The 14,727-nt window shown below is 50.2% G+C and carries 18 protein-coding genes and 1 tRNA gene; 13 read left to right on the forward strand and 6 right to left on the reverse strand.

Annotated elements, in window-relative coordinates; translation table 11 throughout:
- Positions 1 to 9: 9 nt before the first annotated feature.
- The gene (gndA, locus tag ABV298_RS06425; protein ID WP_353721336.1) at positions 10 to 1,422 is read right to left on the reverse strand and encodes an NADP-dependent phosphogluconate dehydrogenase; all 1,413 of its coding nucleotides are present in this window, start codon (positions 1,420 to 1,422) and stop codon (positions 10 to 12) included.
- A 175-nt stretch (positions 1,423 to 1,597) separates the two neighbouring features.
- Between gndA and ABV298_RS06430 the strand changes: the two genes are divergently transcribed.
- From ABV298_RS06430 to ABV298_RS06490, 13 genes are all read left to right on the forward strand, one after another.
- Positions 1,598 to 3,631, forward strand: coding sequence for an alpha-galactosidase (locus tag ABV298_RS06430; protein ID WP_353721337.1), 2,034 nt, complete (start codon positions 1,598 to 1,600; stop codon positions 3,629 to 3,631).
- 299 nt (positions 3,632 to 3,930) lie between these two features.
- Complete coding sequence (locus tag ABV298_RS06435; RefSeq protein WP_353721338.1) at positions 3,931 to 4,656, forward strand: hypothetical protein; 726 nt, start codon at positions 3,931 to 3,933, stop codon at positions 4,654 to 4,656.
- Positions 4,657 to 4,659: 3 nt separating this feature from the next.
- The gene (locus ABV298_RS06440) at positions 4,660 to 5,364 is read left to right on the forward strand and encodes a hypothetical protein (protein ID WP_353721339.1); all 705 of its coding nucleotides are present in this window, start codon (positions 4,660 to 4,662) and stop codon (positions 5,362 to 5,364) included.
- 12 nt (positions 5,365 to 5,376) lie between these two features.
- Positions 5,377 to 6,450 carry a hypothetical protein gene (locus ABV298_RS06445; protein ID WP_353721340.1) on the forward strand — a complete coding sequence of 358 codons (1,074 nt, stop codon included), beginning with the start codon at positions 5,377 to 5,379 and terminating at the stop codon, positions 6,448 to 6,450.
- Positions 6,451 to 6,527: 77 nt separating this feature from the next.
- Complete coding sequence (locus ABV298_RS06450) at positions 6,528 to 7,280, forward strand: hypothetical protein (RefSeq protein WP_353721341.1); 753 nt, start codon at positions 6,528 to 6,530, stop codon at positions 7,278 to 7,280.
- Between the two features lie 133 nt (positions 7,281 to 7,413).
- Entirely contained in the window at positions 7,414 to 7,962 is a 549-nt protein-coding gene (locus ABV298_RS06455) for a hypothetical protein (protein WP_353721342.1), read from the forward strand.
- A 428-nt stretch (positions 7,963 to 8,390) separates the two neighbouring features.
- Positions 8,391 to 8,819, forward strand: coding sequence for a hypothetical protein (locus tag ABV298_RS06460; RefSeq protein ID WP_353721343.1), 429 nt, complete (start codon positions 8,391 to 8,393; stop codon positions 8,817 to 8,819).
- Between the two features lie 180 nt (positions 8,820 to 8,999).
- Positions 9,000 to 9,557 (forward strand): hypothetical protein, encoded by a 558-nt coding sequence (locus tag ABV298_RS06465; protein WP_353721344.1) that lies wholly within the window; start codon positions 9,000 to 9,002, stop codon positions 9,555 to 9,557.
- Positions 9,558 to 9,570: 13 nt separating this feature from the next.
- On the forward strand, positions 9,571 to 9,762 hold the full coding sequence (locus tag ABV298_RS06470) for a hypothetical protein (protein WP_353721345.1): 192 nt from the start codon (positions 9,571 to 9,573) through the stop codon (positions 9,760 to 9,762).
- A gap of 23 nt (positions 9,763 to 9,785) precedes the next feature.
- Positions 9,786 to 10,568 (forward strand): hypothetical protein, encoded by a 783-nt coding sequence (locus ABV298_RS06475; RefSeq protein WP_353721346.1) that lies wholly within the window; start codon positions 9,786 to 9,788, stop codon positions 10,566 to 10,568.
- Between the two features lie 11 nt (positions 10,569 to 10,579).
- Positions 10,580 to 10,939 (forward strand): hypothetical protein, encoded by a 360-nt coding sequence (locus ABV298_RS06480; RefSeq protein ID WP_353721347.1) that lies wholly within the window; start codon positions 10,580 to 10,582, stop codon positions 10,937 to 10,939.
- A 27-nt stretch (positions 10,940 to 10,966) separates the two neighbouring features.
- Complete coding sequence (locus ABV298_RS06485) at positions 10,967 to 11,344, forward strand: DUF1353 domain-containing protein (protein WP_353721348.1); 378 nt, start codon at positions 10,967 to 10,969, stop codon at positions 11,342 to 11,344.
- A gap of 104 nt (positions 11,345 to 11,448) precedes the next feature.
- A complete protein-coding gene (locus ABV298_RS06490; RefSeq protein WP_353721349.1) occupies positions 11,449 to 11,907 on the forward strand; it encodes a hypothetical protein in 459 nt (152 codons plus the stop codon).
- A gap of 57 nt (positions 11,908 to 11,964) precedes the next feature.
- Here the strand turns inward: ABV298_RS06490 and ABV298_RS06495 are convergent, their stop codons facing one another.
- The 5 genes from ABV298_RS06495 to ABV298_RS06515 all read right to left on the reverse strand — a co-directional run bounded on the left by ABV298_RS06495 (position 11,965) and on the right by ABV298_RS06515 (position 14,712).
- Entirely contained in the window at positions 11,965 to 12,150 is a 186-nt protein-coding gene (locus tag ABV298_RS06495; RefSeq protein WP_353721350.1) for an integrase core domain-containing protein, read from the reverse strand.
- A 386-nt stretch (positions 12,151 to 12,536) separates the two neighbouring features.
- Positions 12,537 to 12,610, reverse strand: a tRNA-Ala gene (locus ABV298_RS06500).
- A gap of 135 nt (positions 12,611 to 12,745) precedes the next feature.
- Positions 12,746 to 12,922, reverse strand: a complete 177-nt coding sequence (locus ABV298_RS06505) for a hypothetical protein (protein WP_353721351.1) — start codon at positions 12,920 to 12,922, stop codon at positions 12,746 to 12,748.
- A gap of 90 nt (positions 12,923 to 13,012) precedes the next feature.
- Complete coding sequence (locus ABV298_RS06510) at positions 13,013 to 13,537, reverse strand: 3'-5' exonuclease (protein WP_353721352.1); 525 nt, start codon at positions 13,535 to 13,537, stop codon at positions 13,013 to 13,015.
- Positions 13,538 to 13,689: 152 nt separating this feature from the next.
- Positions 13,690 to 14,712: a TonB family protein gene (locus ABV298_RS06515; protein WP_353721353.1), complete on the reverse strand. Its 1,023-nt coding sequence runs from the start codon at positions 14,710 to 14,712 to the stop codon at positions 13,690 to 13,692.
- Positions 14,713 to 14,727 lie beyond the last annotated feature (15 nt).

The following is a 14,727-nucleotide window of genomic DNA, read 5'->3' on the forward strand; positions in this document are numbered from 1 at the left end:
ATTTCTGATTTATTGTTGACCCCATTCTGTATGGAAAGTACCTGGGATGTCGGTACGTTGGTAGGTATGCGCGCCGAAATAATCGCGTTGCGCCTGGATCAGGTTTGTCGGCATATACGCAGTTTTGTAGGCGTCGAAGTAAGCCAGCGACGACATCAGCGCAGCAGCCGGGATGCCCGACTGAGCGGCGTAAGCGACCAATGACCGCGTATTGCCTTCCACAGACTTAACCAATGCGGCTACCTCTTGGTTCAACAGAATATTGGACAATTCCGGGGTTTGCTTGTAGGCGTTCGTAAACACGCCGAGCAGCGACGAACGGATAATGCAACCGCCTCTCCAGACGCTCACCACGTCGGTCAGCGGGATCTCCATTTGCAGGTCTTTAGAAGCCTGGAACAGCATGGCAAGGCCCTGTGCATAAGCAAGTATGGTGGCAAAATACAATGCGTCATGCACCTGCTGAATCAGCACCTGGGTTTCTTCGGAAATAGCGCTGCTTGCACCATAAAGTTCAGCAGCTGCCACCCTTTCATCCTTATAACCTGAAAGCGTACGCATAGCTACCGCCGTGTCAATGACCGGAACAGCCACAGGCAGCTCCATCGAGTCTTGTGATGTCCACTTGCCCGTTCCTTTCGAACCTGCTTTATCGGAGATTACATCTACCAGGTCGGCATCGGTTTTGTCGTCTTTTTGCAGGAATATATCGGCGGTAATTTCCACCAGGAACGATTGCAGGTCGCCTTCGTTCCAGCTTTTGAATACTTCGTGAAGTTGCTGGTTGCTCAAACCGGCTTTTTTCAGGATCGCGTACGATTCGCTGATGAGCTGCATAATCGCATATTCGATACCGTTATGCACCATTTTCACATAATGCCCGGCACCTTCCTTACCGAGGTAAGCCACACAAGGCTCGCCATTCACTTTTGCCGCGATGGCTTCGAGCATGGGTTGCACGTGTGCATAAGCTTCCTTATCGCCACCAGGCATAATGCTCGGGCCTGTACGGGCGCCTTTTTCGCCACCGGAAACACCGATTCCCATGAAATGAATGTCCTTTTCACGCAGGTATTTCACACGGCGGAGCGTATCTGTATAATGGGAGTTTCCCCCGTCGATGATAACGTCGCCTTTTTCAAGAAGGGGTAAGAGGGATGCGATGACATCGTCCACCGGCTGACCCGCCGGCACGAGCATCATTACCTTGCGAGGGCGTTGCAACAGCTGGATCATCTGGGCAAGTTCCGAAACGCCCTTAACAGTGGTGCCCGGGGTGGCACTGGATTCCAACGCAGAATTTTTGGTTTCATCCTTATCGAAACCGATGACGGAGAAACCATGATCGGCCATGTTCAGTAACAGGTTCCGCCCCATTACGCCCAGTCCGATCATTCCAAAATCGAATAAGTTCTGTGACATAGATTAAACGTCTTGAATTAAGAAGCTGCAATATCAGGGTTTTTCAAAGACCAGCTTACATCTTTGTTGACATTCTATTTAAAATTTAAAATGTTCTCGATATTTTATTAAATTCACCTCCGCTATGGTTATTTCATAGTTAGTTAAATAGTTAATATTTACTATACACATTACTATGTACTACAAATTTCTCCGGGTCGCCCTGCTGGCGGTCCTCGCCTCGTGCAATGCGTTTTCGCAAGACTCGCTTGTCATTAAAAACCGCTTCCTGGAAAGAAAATTCACCATCGGTGATAATTCTTTCTACACATCGCGCTTTCAGCATCTTCTGACGAACAAAGATTATAGCCGCCCTGGCTCAGAAGAGTTTTATTTTACGATTAACGGTGCGCCTGCCAGCTCCAACGGCGGCAATGGATTATTTAAACACATAAAACATGTATTAAGCCGGCAGGATAACGGCGTCCAGCGAGCGACGGTGCAGCTCGCCGGGAAACCAGGTACAAGTGCCGAAAACGTCGTAGTGGATTTAACCTACGAAGTGTACGACGAATTGCCCGTTGTGCGGAAACAGATCAGCATTACCAACAACACTTCCAAACCCATCGCTATCGCCGACCTGGAAGTAGAGCGGCTAAACCTGGTACCTATTTCCTCGCAACAAACGGAATTATATACCAATTACGGCTCCCGGTTCGCCTGGCGTCCGTACCACGGGGATCACCACGATGCCGCTGTATTTGTGTATCATAATTATGCTAAAGAAGGCTTCATCCTTGGCAACGAAGCGCCCAGTATTCTCAAAAAGACCGAAGTATATGCCGACCACAACCGCATTTCCATCGGTATGACGAGTCTCACCGATCACTATCCGTTTAAAAAGTGGATTGAACCGGGAGAAAAGTTTAACAGTCCCAAAACTTTCATCTGCCTCGTGAAATCCCAGAAGTGGGAAGACGCATTCGAAGGCCATTTCGCCGACTTCATACGTACACGCCTGGGTGTGAAACTTTTTGAGCGGAAGGAAATCCCCTTTACATTCTTTAATACATGGCGGCCTTTTTATACCAATATCAATGACACACTCGTAACCCAGCTCGCCGACGGTCTGGAAGGCACCGGCACAGATCTATTCATTATGGATGCCGGTTGGGAAAACAATTACGGCGATTGGGAACCTCATCCAAAGCGCTTTCCGAACGGCCTGAAGCCTATTACCGATCACATAAGAAAACGGGGAATGAAAGCCGGTCTCTGGATGAGCCTCGGGTCCGTCGACAAAAGCAGTAAACTGTACCAAGAGCATCCCGAATGGTCGGTATACGATAAAAACGGCGAGCCCGCTTATCTGCATGAGGAAATGAAAAACCGGGTCACGATGTCACTGGCTTCGGGTTATTACGACTATATTCTGGAAAAGATTAAACGCCACGTCCGCGAAAACGACCTGGCTTACATTAAACTCGACCTGGCCATCGCCAACTCGGCCTACGTGCTCGATTATTCTAAAAAAGGCGACTACAAATCCGAAGGTAAAGGCTACAAAGACCGCGAAAGCTCCTATTACGCCATCTACGAAAAGGCGTTACAACTCTTCGACGACCTGCACAAAACATTTCCCGACCTGCTTGTAGACTGCACTTATGAAGTCTGGGGAGAATATTATATTAATGACTACGCGTTGATCGAACACGCCGATTACGACTGGCTCACCAATTATGACGACGACGCGCCCGTGGGCCCTATCAACATCCGCCAAATGGCCTTCGACCGCAGCCGGGCAATTCCGACAGCGACCAATCTGATCGGCAACCAGTTCATGGATTCGCCCTACTCCAAATATACATTTCTGTCGCTGGCGTCCGTCAAGCCGATCCTCGTTGGCGATAGCCGTAAACTTCCCGCGGAACTGAAACCATGGTATCTGAAATGGAATACTTGGTTTAAGATGATGGATCAAAAATATCAGTTCACCCGTTTCTCTTACGTTTCCGACATTTTCCAGCGGCCGACCATGAGCAACTGGGATGGTGTTTATAAATTCAACAAAGAGAAACAGGGGGGGCGTGTTGTTCTTTTTCAGGAACGGGTCGGTGGAAACGACGCGGACATTTGCATTTCCGCTTGCGGAGCCGGGCAGCCGGTACCGGCTTTTTTCGCCGGAAGATGGGAAGGATTGGGGTATTTACAGTGGGAAAGAGTTGCTTGAAAAAGGTATCCCAATCCGGATCGACAAGCAATTCGAGGCGTTGGTCCTGGGCATCGAGAAAATCAATTGATAGGTATCAGAATTGGTATTCCTGCCTGAGATAACGCCACCAGTTGTGCAATCAGGCATGCCAAAACTTTAATACGTTTGTTGCGAATTGGAACACGCCGGTAATTGACCCATACATGCTGGAAAACTTGCGGGAAAAGATGGCTGTAGGACGTCTTCCACAACCATAACGCAACCAGCAAATAACGGATTCCCTGCCTTCTATTATACTGTAAATCATGGTGCCAATGATGATGATTTGGGGAAATCAATTGTCCAGAAAGCCGATGCCGACTAACGAGGTCATTCTGCGGCTTGCACAAAGTTTCAAAGGACTACCGACCGACGTGGTGGTGAAGCAAATGGACGCGCTGGGAATCAAATCACAGGAGGCGACCAAAGTAATGATGCTGTTGTCGGATAAGACCGATATGGTGAAGGAAAAGCAGGCGCTCGCAAACAAGGCGATGAAGGAGGGCACCAGCTTAACCAACGAGTTCAACGTCAAAAACGAGACGCGCATGGCGCAGCTCGAAAAGACCGGCAAAATGATTACATGGCTCGCCGAGCAGCTGGGTAATATGTCGATTCCCGCAGTCCTTCTGGTTACTACCGGGTTTATCGCTCTGGTGAAAGCGCTCGCCGCCGTTCCCGAATTTATCGTCGAGAACAAGGAAACATTTGCCGCGCTGGGCGTTGCGATCGTCTCGCTCAATGCTGCCAATATTGCCGCAGCTGCTTCGGCGCTCGCACACGCTGCCGTCGAGAAAGGCCGCGTGATCGCTACCCAATCCGTCACCGCTGCACAATGGCGTTTGAACGCTGCTATGACCGCCAACCCGATCAGGCTGGTCGTCGCTGCTATTTCTGCGCTCGTGGGCGGTTTTATGGTCTGGCACAACCATTCCGAGAAGGTTCGCGCTGGGGTATCGGGCTTAATGGCTGGTTTAAAAGAAGCTGCCGGGGTCGTCGCGTAGTTCGTGAAGGCATTTTTAACCCTCGATATTGCGGGCATGGCCGACGTAATGATGAACGGCGGCAAGAGGGTCGGCGACGCTTTCACGAGGGGCTATAACGACAAATTAAAGGAGGAGTCCGGCAAAGTTGTCGCCCAGCACAAAACCACAGTCGATAAAAAGGTCGATCTCACCCAAAAAGGGGCAAAGGCCGCAGCCGATGCCGAAATAGCAGCCGCCACCGGTGCCGCCGACGCGATCACCGCGAAGGAGCAGGCCGCGCTCGACAAACGCAAAAAAGCGAAGGAGAAGCAGCCGCAAGACTTCCGGGACGCCGAAGACAAGTACGACGAAATGGTGCGCAAAGACCGCGAAAAAGCGCTCGAATTGCTTTCCCAAATGGAGGCCGAAAACGAGCGCAGTAACGCGACCACCTCGCTGGAAATCGAGGAAAGCAAGATCCGCGAGAAAGCCCGTAAACGCATTAAAGACATCGAGGATTCGAAAGCCGGCGAAGCCCTGAAATTGAAAGTCGTCGAATCGATCAACCGAAATGCCGAAGAGTCGCTCGACAAAGTGCGCCGGAATTACCGCGACAAGCGGATCAAGGAGGAAGAAGAAGCTGCCAAAAAGCGACTGGAAGCCGAAAACTTCGTGCGCGAGCAGGAAGAAGGGGCAGAAATGACCCTGCTCGAATGGCGCGAAATGCAGGCCAAAGGAAACGCTTAAAAGCTCGCAGCAGTGCACAAAGACCGTGTCGACGTCGAGCTGCGCCTTACGCAGCAAAAGCTCGAAGCCGAAATCATGGCAGAAAACCAGAAGGCCGTTCGGACAATCACCGACACCGAGCAGCTGGCCACCGCATTGAACGCGATCGAAGAGCGGTACAACATTGCCAGCGTCATGGCGAACAAGAAGGCGACAGACGAAAAGCTCGCGATCGATCGGGATCTGCACGAGCAAAAAGCAGCCACGCTGAAAAACTATTCGGATATGTTCAGCTCGCTATTGCAGGGTGACGTTTCCGAATTTATGAACGCTGCAAGCACGATGGTCAAAGGTCACCAGACCGCGTGGCAGCAAAAGCTCGCAGCAAACCAAGCGAGCTACGAGCAGGCCGGTCAAATGGCGCAGACCGCCGTCGACTTTTTGAACGATCTCGCCCAACGTAAAGCCGAGAAAGCGATCGCCGAAGCCAACCGCGAGCGGGACGAAAAGGTCGCCATTCTCAATGCAGAGCTGGCCACCACCGAGGCAATGATCAAACAGTCGTCGGAAAACATCAAAGCCACCAAAGAAGCCGAACAAAACCGCCTTGCCGAGCTGCAAAGGATCTTAACGTCCGAGGCTACAACCGAGGAACAAAAGCGCGACGCCCTGCACAAATTCTACTCGCAGCAGCTGCAAGACATGAAAGCCGCCGAAGAGCAGAAAATTATGGACATGCAGAAAATGGCGAACGAGGCAAAAACCGCCGACGAACGTGCCGCGATGGAAGAAAAGATCCGCATGGCCACAAAGGAGAGCGAGGAAAAGATCCGGCTCGCGGAAGAAGAAGCCGAAGCGAAAGCCACCATGATCGACGAGCTGGCCGAATTTACCGCCGACGTGAATGCCGAAGTTTTGAAGGACGCGGAGAAATCGAGCGACAAACAGGTCAAAATGGCCGAAGACGAAGCCGAAAAGAAAGCCGAGATTAAGGAGCAGCTGGAAGACCTGATCGCGACCGAGAACCAAAAGCCCGCACGAAGGAAGCCGCCGAAAAGAAGAAAGCATGGCAGGCGCAAAAGAAAGCCGACATCGCGGCGGCGCTGATTACCGGGGCGCTCGCCGTTCTGAAAGCCCTCGCTAACTTTTTCCCGCTTAACATCGTTCTGGCAGCGGTCGCAGCCGTGGCGACGGGGGTACAGATCGCCAAGATAAAAAGCCAGCCGGAGCCATCTTTCGCGCATGGTGGGACGCTCGGTTTCGTGGCGCAGGGAGGCAAACACGGAAGCACATGCGGAACGGGCGGAATCGCCCTCGTGGATCGCAGGACACAGCGCGAAGTCGGCGAAATGGAGGGCGACGAAGCTATCATTTCAGCCAAGCAAACGGCGGCGAATTGGCCGGTAATCCAGCAGATGTTCAAAAACGCCCGGACGGCGGGAAAAACCGAATCTCCGGTGCTGCCGATGGCCTCCGAAGCGACCCCGATGGCGTTCAGGGATGGCGGCAAATTCGAGTCGCCATATTGGGAAAAGGGAATGTACCTTTTTGGCTCCAAAAAGAAGAAAGAGGCCGAGAAAGCAGCAGCCGAAGCCGAAGCAGCAAAAGCGCAGGCCGAAGCCGATGCCGCAATGGCCGACGCTATGGGCGGGGTCGATGCCGACACCAGCGCATACAACGGGATCGACGCCACAGACCCGGCAACGATGGGCGACACGGCAGGCGCTTCGGCAGCGCACGCGAAAAAGCAGGGCGAGGCGCAGCTAAAAGCGATTCAGGACATTCTTGCGGCCACGCTCGACAACGGCGACACGCTCGCGCGAGCTGTTTCCGCACTTGGTGAAGTAAAACAGGCCGCAAAGGGGTCGAAGGAGCGGTGCGAAACGTGGAAGGCGCGGTGCATTCAACCAACACCCAGGGCAAATTTGACCAATTGATCGGGGCGATTTCTAACCTCGCAGCTTAAAGCAATTACATAATTTAAACGAAACCAGTCACCATCTACTCCTGGAACATTTGTAACTCCAGGGGTATTTTCTATATTTAGACTTTCAACAAAAAATATTAATAATGTTTAAATCTCTCCTTCGTTTTACAGCTATTTTGCTGTTTTCAGCACAAATGACTTCCTGCGTCAAAGATCACTTCATCCCGATTGATCCAGAACCTAATGGAAAAGAAAATTTACGATCAGCAATCCAAGGTAAATGGCTAATTGACACTTCCGTCGTAACAAATTTACCTGAAGGTCCATTTTTAGAATTTTTTTGGGCAGATACTACTTACATACAAGGCGCACAACATTGGGCTACCAACGATAAGTACACTATCACAAGTCCAACCAGCATTAACCTAGCCCATGTCGGTAGGATAGAGAACATTGCATTCTCCAGCGATAGAAGAAAGATGAGTTTTACTCGTATTCACCAGGGAAAGCTAACTGGGGAACAGCTAACGGCAACATTTGCACCTTTCGTAGATAGCACCTCATGGACAGGTGGGTTCTTAGGAAAATGGGAAGTCTTGCCAATTGAAAATGGTAGCGATACGCTCAGCAAAAGTGAGGGTGGGATACTTAAAACTTTATTTTTCTCAAGCCAAGGTACTTTTATAACTTGATATAGCCTTACTGCTCCCCTTTACCTAGGCAATGGACAGTTATCGCAAAATTGGCGGTGGGATAAAACTTCGTCAAATAAGATTGAATTTTGGGACAATTATGAAGGGATTCAATCCGCCAACAATATCACCATCAGATCTCTTAAGGCAGATACACTTAAAATCACACATTCATCTGCCAAGTGGGGAATAAGAAACCTGACTTTAGCTCGGCCAAAGTAAACTATTGCATCATTCTTCATTCAAAACTGCCATGTCATAAAAAGCATGGCAGTTTTTTTATGCATTTTATTGAAAACAACATCATCCTTTTTGCAAAATATAATCAAAGTTTTTATTTCAGGTTAATCGAAAAATATTTTTAGTTTAATGACAAAATAAAGAAAACGATCTTAGTAGAGCTTCCCATCCACGTTAAAAAATTCTTCATGGTCGAGTACAGCGGCGACACGGCCAAGAACGGAACCGACCAGATCGATGTCAAGAAATTCAGTGAGCTAGGAAACATTGTAACCGCAATTAGCCGCCCGATCCCGTGGACGCAGAAAATCGAGCGCCCACAAGGCGAGGGCGTGATCGCCATCAACTACTATTCACACACGTTAAGCCATGAGGTTTCAAACGACCGGCTGGCGATGATCGCCAAAGGCATGGATCACATTTTCCACAGGAGCCTTATTCCCTACGTTTCGGCGTTGCATGACCTGCTCAGTGGCGATTACAGTCCGCACGTAAATTCATTCTTGGAGATCTACGGAATACAGCGCGATGTCGACGTCGAGTTCGAAACCCTACGCAAGGTTTACCGCGACCGGATCGACCGTTTAAACCGTCAAAGAAGAAAAAGTTACGCGTAAAAAGTCCGGCTATATGGTGCCTTGTCCAGCAAACGCGTTTTATGCCCGGCTACCGCGTGAAAAGTCCGGGCGCTAAATCTACAAAAAGCCTTAATGCTGCACGCATTGAGGCTTTTTTATTTCCGGATTGCCCGGTTTCGCGTCCTTTCTCGCAGGCGTTTAAAGCCCTAATTTCGCCCCATGTTTGGAAATTTGGAAAGTATCGGCGTCAAATGTGGGCCAGTCGCAACCGGCTGGCTCACTCACTTATATCTGGTCGGCTGCGACAGCGCCGCCTACGACATTTACCCGGATCAGTTACTCACTACGGCAAATCCTTTATGGCTCTCCGGGTCGAAGCCGGGCGGCAATCCGCTCGTCACTGAGATAAAGCTGCGGGCGAAGACGGCCACGTTTTCGGAAGGATTACAAACCAGCCCGGCTGGCGCTTCGTACAACCCGCAGATTTCGGTGCCTATACCGAGCATCGCTTCCGAAATCGTCGGATGGGTTTACCGCAATCAGAACCGCAGGTTTATCGCCATTTTCCGCGACACGGCGGGCTTTTGCTACATGGCTGGCACGAAGAGTAACGGACTACGGCTTTCGTGGGCGAGATCCATCTCACAGACAAGCGCACAGCAGCTTTCCGTTTCCGGCTCCAATTGGCACCCTGCCCTGTGGATCAGAAGCATCGATCCGGAAGTGCTTTTCCCATCAAAAGAGTTCGATTACAGTTTCGACATAAGTTTCTCTTAAACAATCTCACACCATGCCTTGGAATCCCTCCATCGCCGAAATCGAGGGTATTATCGACGGAAATCTCAAAAGCTCCCCTCCCGCCCCACCTCAAAGCAATTCTGCCGCTGTCGTTCGCTCCCTGCTTAAAAGTATTTGGGGAGCAATGGCGCGACGGGCGTATCTGCTGCTGTTGCAAGCGTTGACGCCGCCACAGCCGGAATGATCGCCCGCAGCCTTAGCGTAAGCATGGAAATCAATGTACGCGGCGACGTCGGAAACGACACCCGTTCCGGTATTGACAACGGCACTACCGCGACCGGAGCAGTTAAAACGCTCACCCGCGTGGCCGAACTGGCTTCCGGCAAATGCCAATCACTGAACGTTCTGATTAATAGCGGAAATGTTATTGTGGACGCGGACGTCTCTTTTACCGTGCCTGAAATCTTTGTGCACGTAAAAGCCGGGGCGACTCTCACCGTGAAAAAACGGACAATCATTGACAGCAATAACATTGTAGTCGGCGAAGGCAACTACCGTATCATTTTTGCGTGTAACAATGCAAACATTCGAGTAAACGGAACTGTGATCGTCGAAGGTGGAACAGGTTCCACCGGTGCCAGAAACCAGTTTGACTATTTATGGAGGCAGGGAGCGTTTACAATCACCACACCCGCATTCATGAAAGCCGGGCTACGCTTTCAATCGCTGAACTTCTTTATTGAAAATGCGACCGTGACGGTAGGCGATAATGCGTATTTCGCAAATTATGGCGGTGCAGGGCTTAATACAAATGAGGGCGCACCGTCAAGATTGGCGACTTATAGCCGTTCAACCGTAAACTCGACATTCACGCTCGGTACTGCCGCAACCGAATCCACGCTCGTCGGCGATCGGACACAGATCAGAACCTTCACCCCTACCAGCAGCACCGACGCAAGGGTTTCCGAAGGGGAGCTGGTCGCCGACTCTAACTTTCTCTACCAAAAGCGTAGCGGAGTAATCAAAAAAATTGCCTGGGCAACTTTCTAATTTTTCATACCATGCCAAACCTCCGACGTATCACGATCAGCTCGTCATCGGGCTATCCCGACGTAGTTCGTCAAATCGTCGTCATAGGACGGAACGAAGACTACCAGAACGAATCCGTGACACTGATCTGCATGATCGAGCACTTCGACGGGACGGGCTACCGCCTTAATTCATTCCGTGCGATCGAGCGCGAGCCGTTCCTGCTAATGGCAGACAACAGCAGCAAAGTAAACCCTGAAACCGGTGCGCTTGTGTTCCCTGATCAATCCGGCAACTACCCGGAAGGATCTGTCGGCCAGTACGACTGGTTGAAAGCCGCCGTCGAGAACGGGGCAAATCCGTTTACCATCGCGACCGGTGCCGTCATGTAAGCCGACTCGTTAAAGCGCTTTAACTAAATGACGCAGTACCCCGACATTCACCTGCGCAAAAGTCCCGATCGGTTTAACTGGTGGGAAGTTGTAGAAGACTGCACGGTCGAATCCAAACTACCCGGCATGGTAATCCCTGCCGGGTACCGTACCGACTTCGCTACCATCCCGCGCCTGCTCTGGCCACTGATGCCCCCACATGGCAGGATGGCAAACGCTGCGATCGCCCACGACTACGCATACGACAACCGGCTCGGAGAAGCTGAATTCGGCGAAACGCAGGCGCGGCTCCGCGCCTGCGTCGAGTTTGCCCTGCGTGCCTCGAAGACGGCGTGGCCCGACTGGCAAATGTCGATCGCGTACATTTTTATAAGGCTTTTCGGGCGAAAATGGTGGCGTAATTAAATGATTGATTGAATACATGATTACAGCCCGGAAGCCCTGCGACGGGGAGTCGCTACTTCGGGCTGTTCATTAAACTACTTTAACGACCTCACACTATGTGCAATATGCTTATAGGACTACAACACAAATGCCAGGGTGCAAACCTGGGCGGCGCTCGCAGGCTCTACATGATCTACGCCCGCGATCTCGATCGCGAATTCCTGACTTATGAGCTGGCCATGCATTACGGCAGCTTTTCGGGAGGTATCCCATTAAAACCCGGTAAGGGGATCGTAGAAATCGAAGCATGGTTCGATTCTACCAAATTTGACAGCGAGATCAAGATCGGCGCAGGCTTTACCCACGCGCTCGAATTTAAGCATTTGGGCTACGAAGACGATGTGGTGCGCCTGATGGCAATTTTGAAAGACTACCCGGTAAATGTGATCGTCGAAGGCAACGACGGGCTAAATACTGGCTCGGACAAAAGCACGTGCCGCTGCTTTTCGACATACAGGCAGTGCTTCCCGAAAAAGGCACCGGTCGCAAGGAAGTCACTTTTACGGCTAAACAGGACGGGCTAAGTATCCCCCCGATCCCGCTCGGAGATGAAGCCTTACCCTAAAGAGGACAGTGACAGTTTAGACTTTATCCATTTTTAATTTCTTGGCAAATGTCGCTGGTGCCAACCCAGCAAGCGATTGATGCGGATGAAAGCGATTGTAATCGTCCATCCATTCGTCTGATAAAATGCGAACCTGTTCGAGAGATTCAAATAAATGAGCGTCCAAGGCATCTTCACGATAGGTGCGGTTTAATCTTTTCACGTAGCGGTCCGATTTCTATGGTTTAAACAAGTATAGCTATTTGGTTGATAGCAGATTGTAGTCGCTGACGTAGCTGTGTTGTACTCATGTGGGTATTAAAATAGCATTAAAAAACCCACGAAGCTATGTAAGCGCTTAATAGATAGTTGGTATTTCAGGTACAAATACGTATCTGAACAGGTAAAACTACCTATTTTTAAAATTCACTTCTGTCATCGAATAATTTCATAATAGCATCGAAAATGTTCGTGCCACCGCGAGCTTTTTCGTGCCACCGAATGTGCCACCGGAAGGGTGTTGTAGAGCTAATAAACTGGAGTAGAAAAAGATAAGGTACAAAAAAACCTCCCTGGATGGGAGGTTTCACGATCTAAATAGCTGTAAAGTGGAGAATATCGGATTCGAACCGACGACCTCTTGCATGCCATGCAAGCGCTCTAGCCAACTGAGCTAATCCCCCGATTTCAATACTTCGCCGGCTTTCCCGATGGATTTCCGGACCCTCGATTGAGGTGTGCAAAGATGAAACGGAGAATCTTCAGATGCAAGCACCGGCGCATATTTTATGTATCTATTTTATACACTTTTCCGGACGTCACCGCGACCCGCCCCCGAATGCCTTAGCTAACAGCCAGATTACGATGGCAATAATGCCTACGACGAGGATCACACCCGTCCAGACGCCGGTCTTGAAAATATCGCCGATCAATTCGCAGCTCGTAAGCGTAAACGACAGAAGGAGGATTATCAGAAGGTTGATATGGGCTTTCATGGGAAGGAATATTTAGGTTAGTGATGTTACATAACCCTCAAAAACCATTCCATGAAAGACAGGAATCGCTCTGCGATTGATACAGATGAATTATTGGTACAGATCGATCGGTATCAGGTTGTGACGGTCGTGCAGGAGCAGCTTTTCGAAAAGACGCACGGTAGCTTCGGCATCCCCGTGGGCCCGGTGCCGGTTCTCGATCAGGATTTCCAGACTTTGACAAAGATTTCCGAGACTATACGACTTCAGGCCGGGGAAAATCTTTCTGCTGAGTTGAACGGTGCAAAGCAGGTCCCGCTGGAAAAATTCGTCGAGCGCCCCGAACTCTCTCTTGATAAATCCATAATCAAACCTCGCATTGTGCGCGACAAACCAGGCGTCGCGTGTCATAGCGCGTACCGCATCTTGTACTTCGTAAAAAGTAGGGGCATCTTTCACCATCTCATTATCGATACCTGTGAGACGGGTAATGAAAGGTGGGATATACGTTTCCGGATTAATCAGCGAGTGAAAGAAATCGACTATTTTAGTACCATCGTGCCTGAAAACAGCAATTTCCGTAATGCGCGCAGCCCCGCCCCCGCCCGTGGTCTCAATATCAACTATCGCATACATCAATTATTCACTCCGAAATGGTTACTCATAAGTCCCGGCGACCGCCACCGTGTCGGACGGAGGTTTAAACAATACAAAAAAACAAAAAAATCCCCGCCGAAGCGAGGATTTTCTTCAATAACAGGGAGGCGTTTACGCAAGTCGGGTAACGGTCAGTCCAGTTGAAATGCGATCGGCAAGGTAAATCTGACCCGGACAGGAACACCGGCCTGTTTGCCCGGCATCCAATCCTTCATCATTTTCACAACCCGTACCGCTTCTTCGTCGCAACCAAACCCGATTCCCTTAACTGCGGTCGCATTCTCTATTTTTCCATCAGAACCTACGGTAAATTGTACAAAGACTTTCCCTTGAATACCCGCACGCGAGGCTTGAGAAGGATATTTAAGGTTCTTCCGCAGAAATGCAGCCATCGCTTCGTTACCACCGGCGTATTGTGGCGCCTGTTCTACAAATATGAAAGTCTCCTCTTTTCTTGCTTCAGCACCCACGGTTTCTGCTTTCGCAGCAGGCGTATTGGCAACCGGCGGAGCTATCGTCTCAATGTTTTCTAAACCATCTACGGTTTCTGTCGACGGCTGTGCATTTTGCAGGTCTTCGACCACGGGAGGCAACTCTTCGATTTCTACCTTATTATCCGGAAGCACTTCCGGCGTCACGGATTTTACAGCTTTCGGGGCCGGTACAACCTCTTTTTTCGCAGGTGGAGCGGGCGGCTCCTCCATCTTGATATCCACCGGCTTCACTTCAACGATATACGCAATGTCGTCAGGCTTGGGATCGGGCGTGAGCTTCGCGTAAAGTTTCGGAAACATCACCAGCAACAAAAAGAACGCTACGCCCATTACCACCGACCGCTGAATGGTCTGTCCATAACCTTTTCTCAGATCGTACGCGCCGTAAGACTTGTTACGGTTCTCGAAGACGATGTCATTCAAAGATTTTTCCATGGCTAATAGATTTTGATGATCAACACTCAGATTCAGGAGAGTTTGCATATCGGCCGTCTTTACCATTTCCTGATAAATCTGCTCGAATGGCTTGCCATCCCAAAGACTTTCCTCCGCTTCGCAAGCCAGGTGATCGAGGATCTCCGGAAACAACTCCGGATCCAGCTTGCTTGCCTGCAAATATTTGCTTATTTGGTCAATGCGATTTTCCTGAAGGCGTTTCATAGATCGATCTGTTTA

Source organism: Dyadobacter sp. 676, from assembly GCF_040448675.1.
In the GTDB taxonomy this organism is placed as follows: domain Bacteria; phylum Bacteroidota; class Bacteroidia; order Cytophagales; family Spirosomataceae; genus Dyadobacter.

What these genes read in the sequence shown, in the direction of transcription:
- ABV298_RS06460 (WP_353721343.1), top strand. Translation starts at nt 8,391, where the DNA reads ATGGTCGAGTACAGCGGCGACACGGCCAAGAACGGAACCGACCAGATC.
- ABV298_RS06510 (WP_353721352.1), bottom strand. Translation starts at nt 13,537, where the DNA reads ATGTATGCGATAGTTGATATTGAGACCACGGGCGGGGGCGGGGCTGCG.
- ABV298_RS06475 (WP_353721346.1), top strand. Translation starts at nt 9,786, where the DNA reads ATGGAAATCAATGTACGCGGCGACGTCGGAAACGACACCCGTTCCGGT.
- gndA (WP_353721336.1), bottom strand. Translation starts at nt 1,422, where the DNA reads ATGTCACAGAACTTATTCGATTTTGGAATGATCGGACTGGGCGTAATG.
- ABV298_RS06470 (WP_353721345.1), top strand. Translation starts at nt 9,571, where the DNA reads ATGCCTTGGAATCCCTCCATCGCCGAAATCGAGGGTATTATCGACGGA.
- ABV298_RS06465 (WP_353721344.1), top strand. Translation starts at nt 9,000, where the DNA reads ATGTTTGGAAATTTGGAAAGTATCGGCGTCAAATGTGGGCCAGTCGCA.
- ABV298_RS06430 (WP_353721337.1), top strand. Translation starts at nt 1,598, where the DNA reads ATGTACTACAAATTTCTCCGGGTCGCCCTGCTGGCGGTCCTCGCCTCG.
- ABV298_RS06505 (WP_353721351.1), bottom strand. Translation starts at nt 12,922, where the DNA reads ATGAAAGCCCATATCAACCTTCTGATAATCCTCCTTCTGTCGTTTACG.
- ABV298_RS06455 (WP_353721342.1), top strand. Translation starts at nt 7,414, where the DNA reads ATGTTTAAATCTCTCCTTCGTTTTACAGCTATTTTGCTGTTTTCAGCA.
- ABV298_RS06435 (WP_353721338.1), top strand. Translation starts at nt 3,931, where the DNA reads ATGATGATTTGGGGAAATCAATTGTCCAGAAAGCCGATGCCGACTAAC.
- ABV298_RS06485 (WP_353721348.1), top strand. Translation starts at nt 10,967, where the DNA reads ATGACGCAGTACCCCGACATTCACCTGCGCAAAAGTCCCGATCGGTTT.
- ABV298_RS06490 (WP_353721349.1), top strand. Translation starts at nt 11,449, where the DNA reads ATGCTTATAGGACTACAACACAAATGCCAGGGTGCAAACCTGGGCGGC.
- ABV298_RS06480 (WP_353721347.1), top strand. Translation starts at nt 10,580, where the DNA reads ATGCCAAACCTCCGACGTATCACGATCAGCTCGTCATCGGGCTATCCC.
- ABV298_RS06515 (WP_353721353.1), bottom strand. Translation starts at nt 14,712, where the DNA reads ATGAAACGCCTTCAGGAAAATCGCATTGACCAAATAAGCAAATATTTG.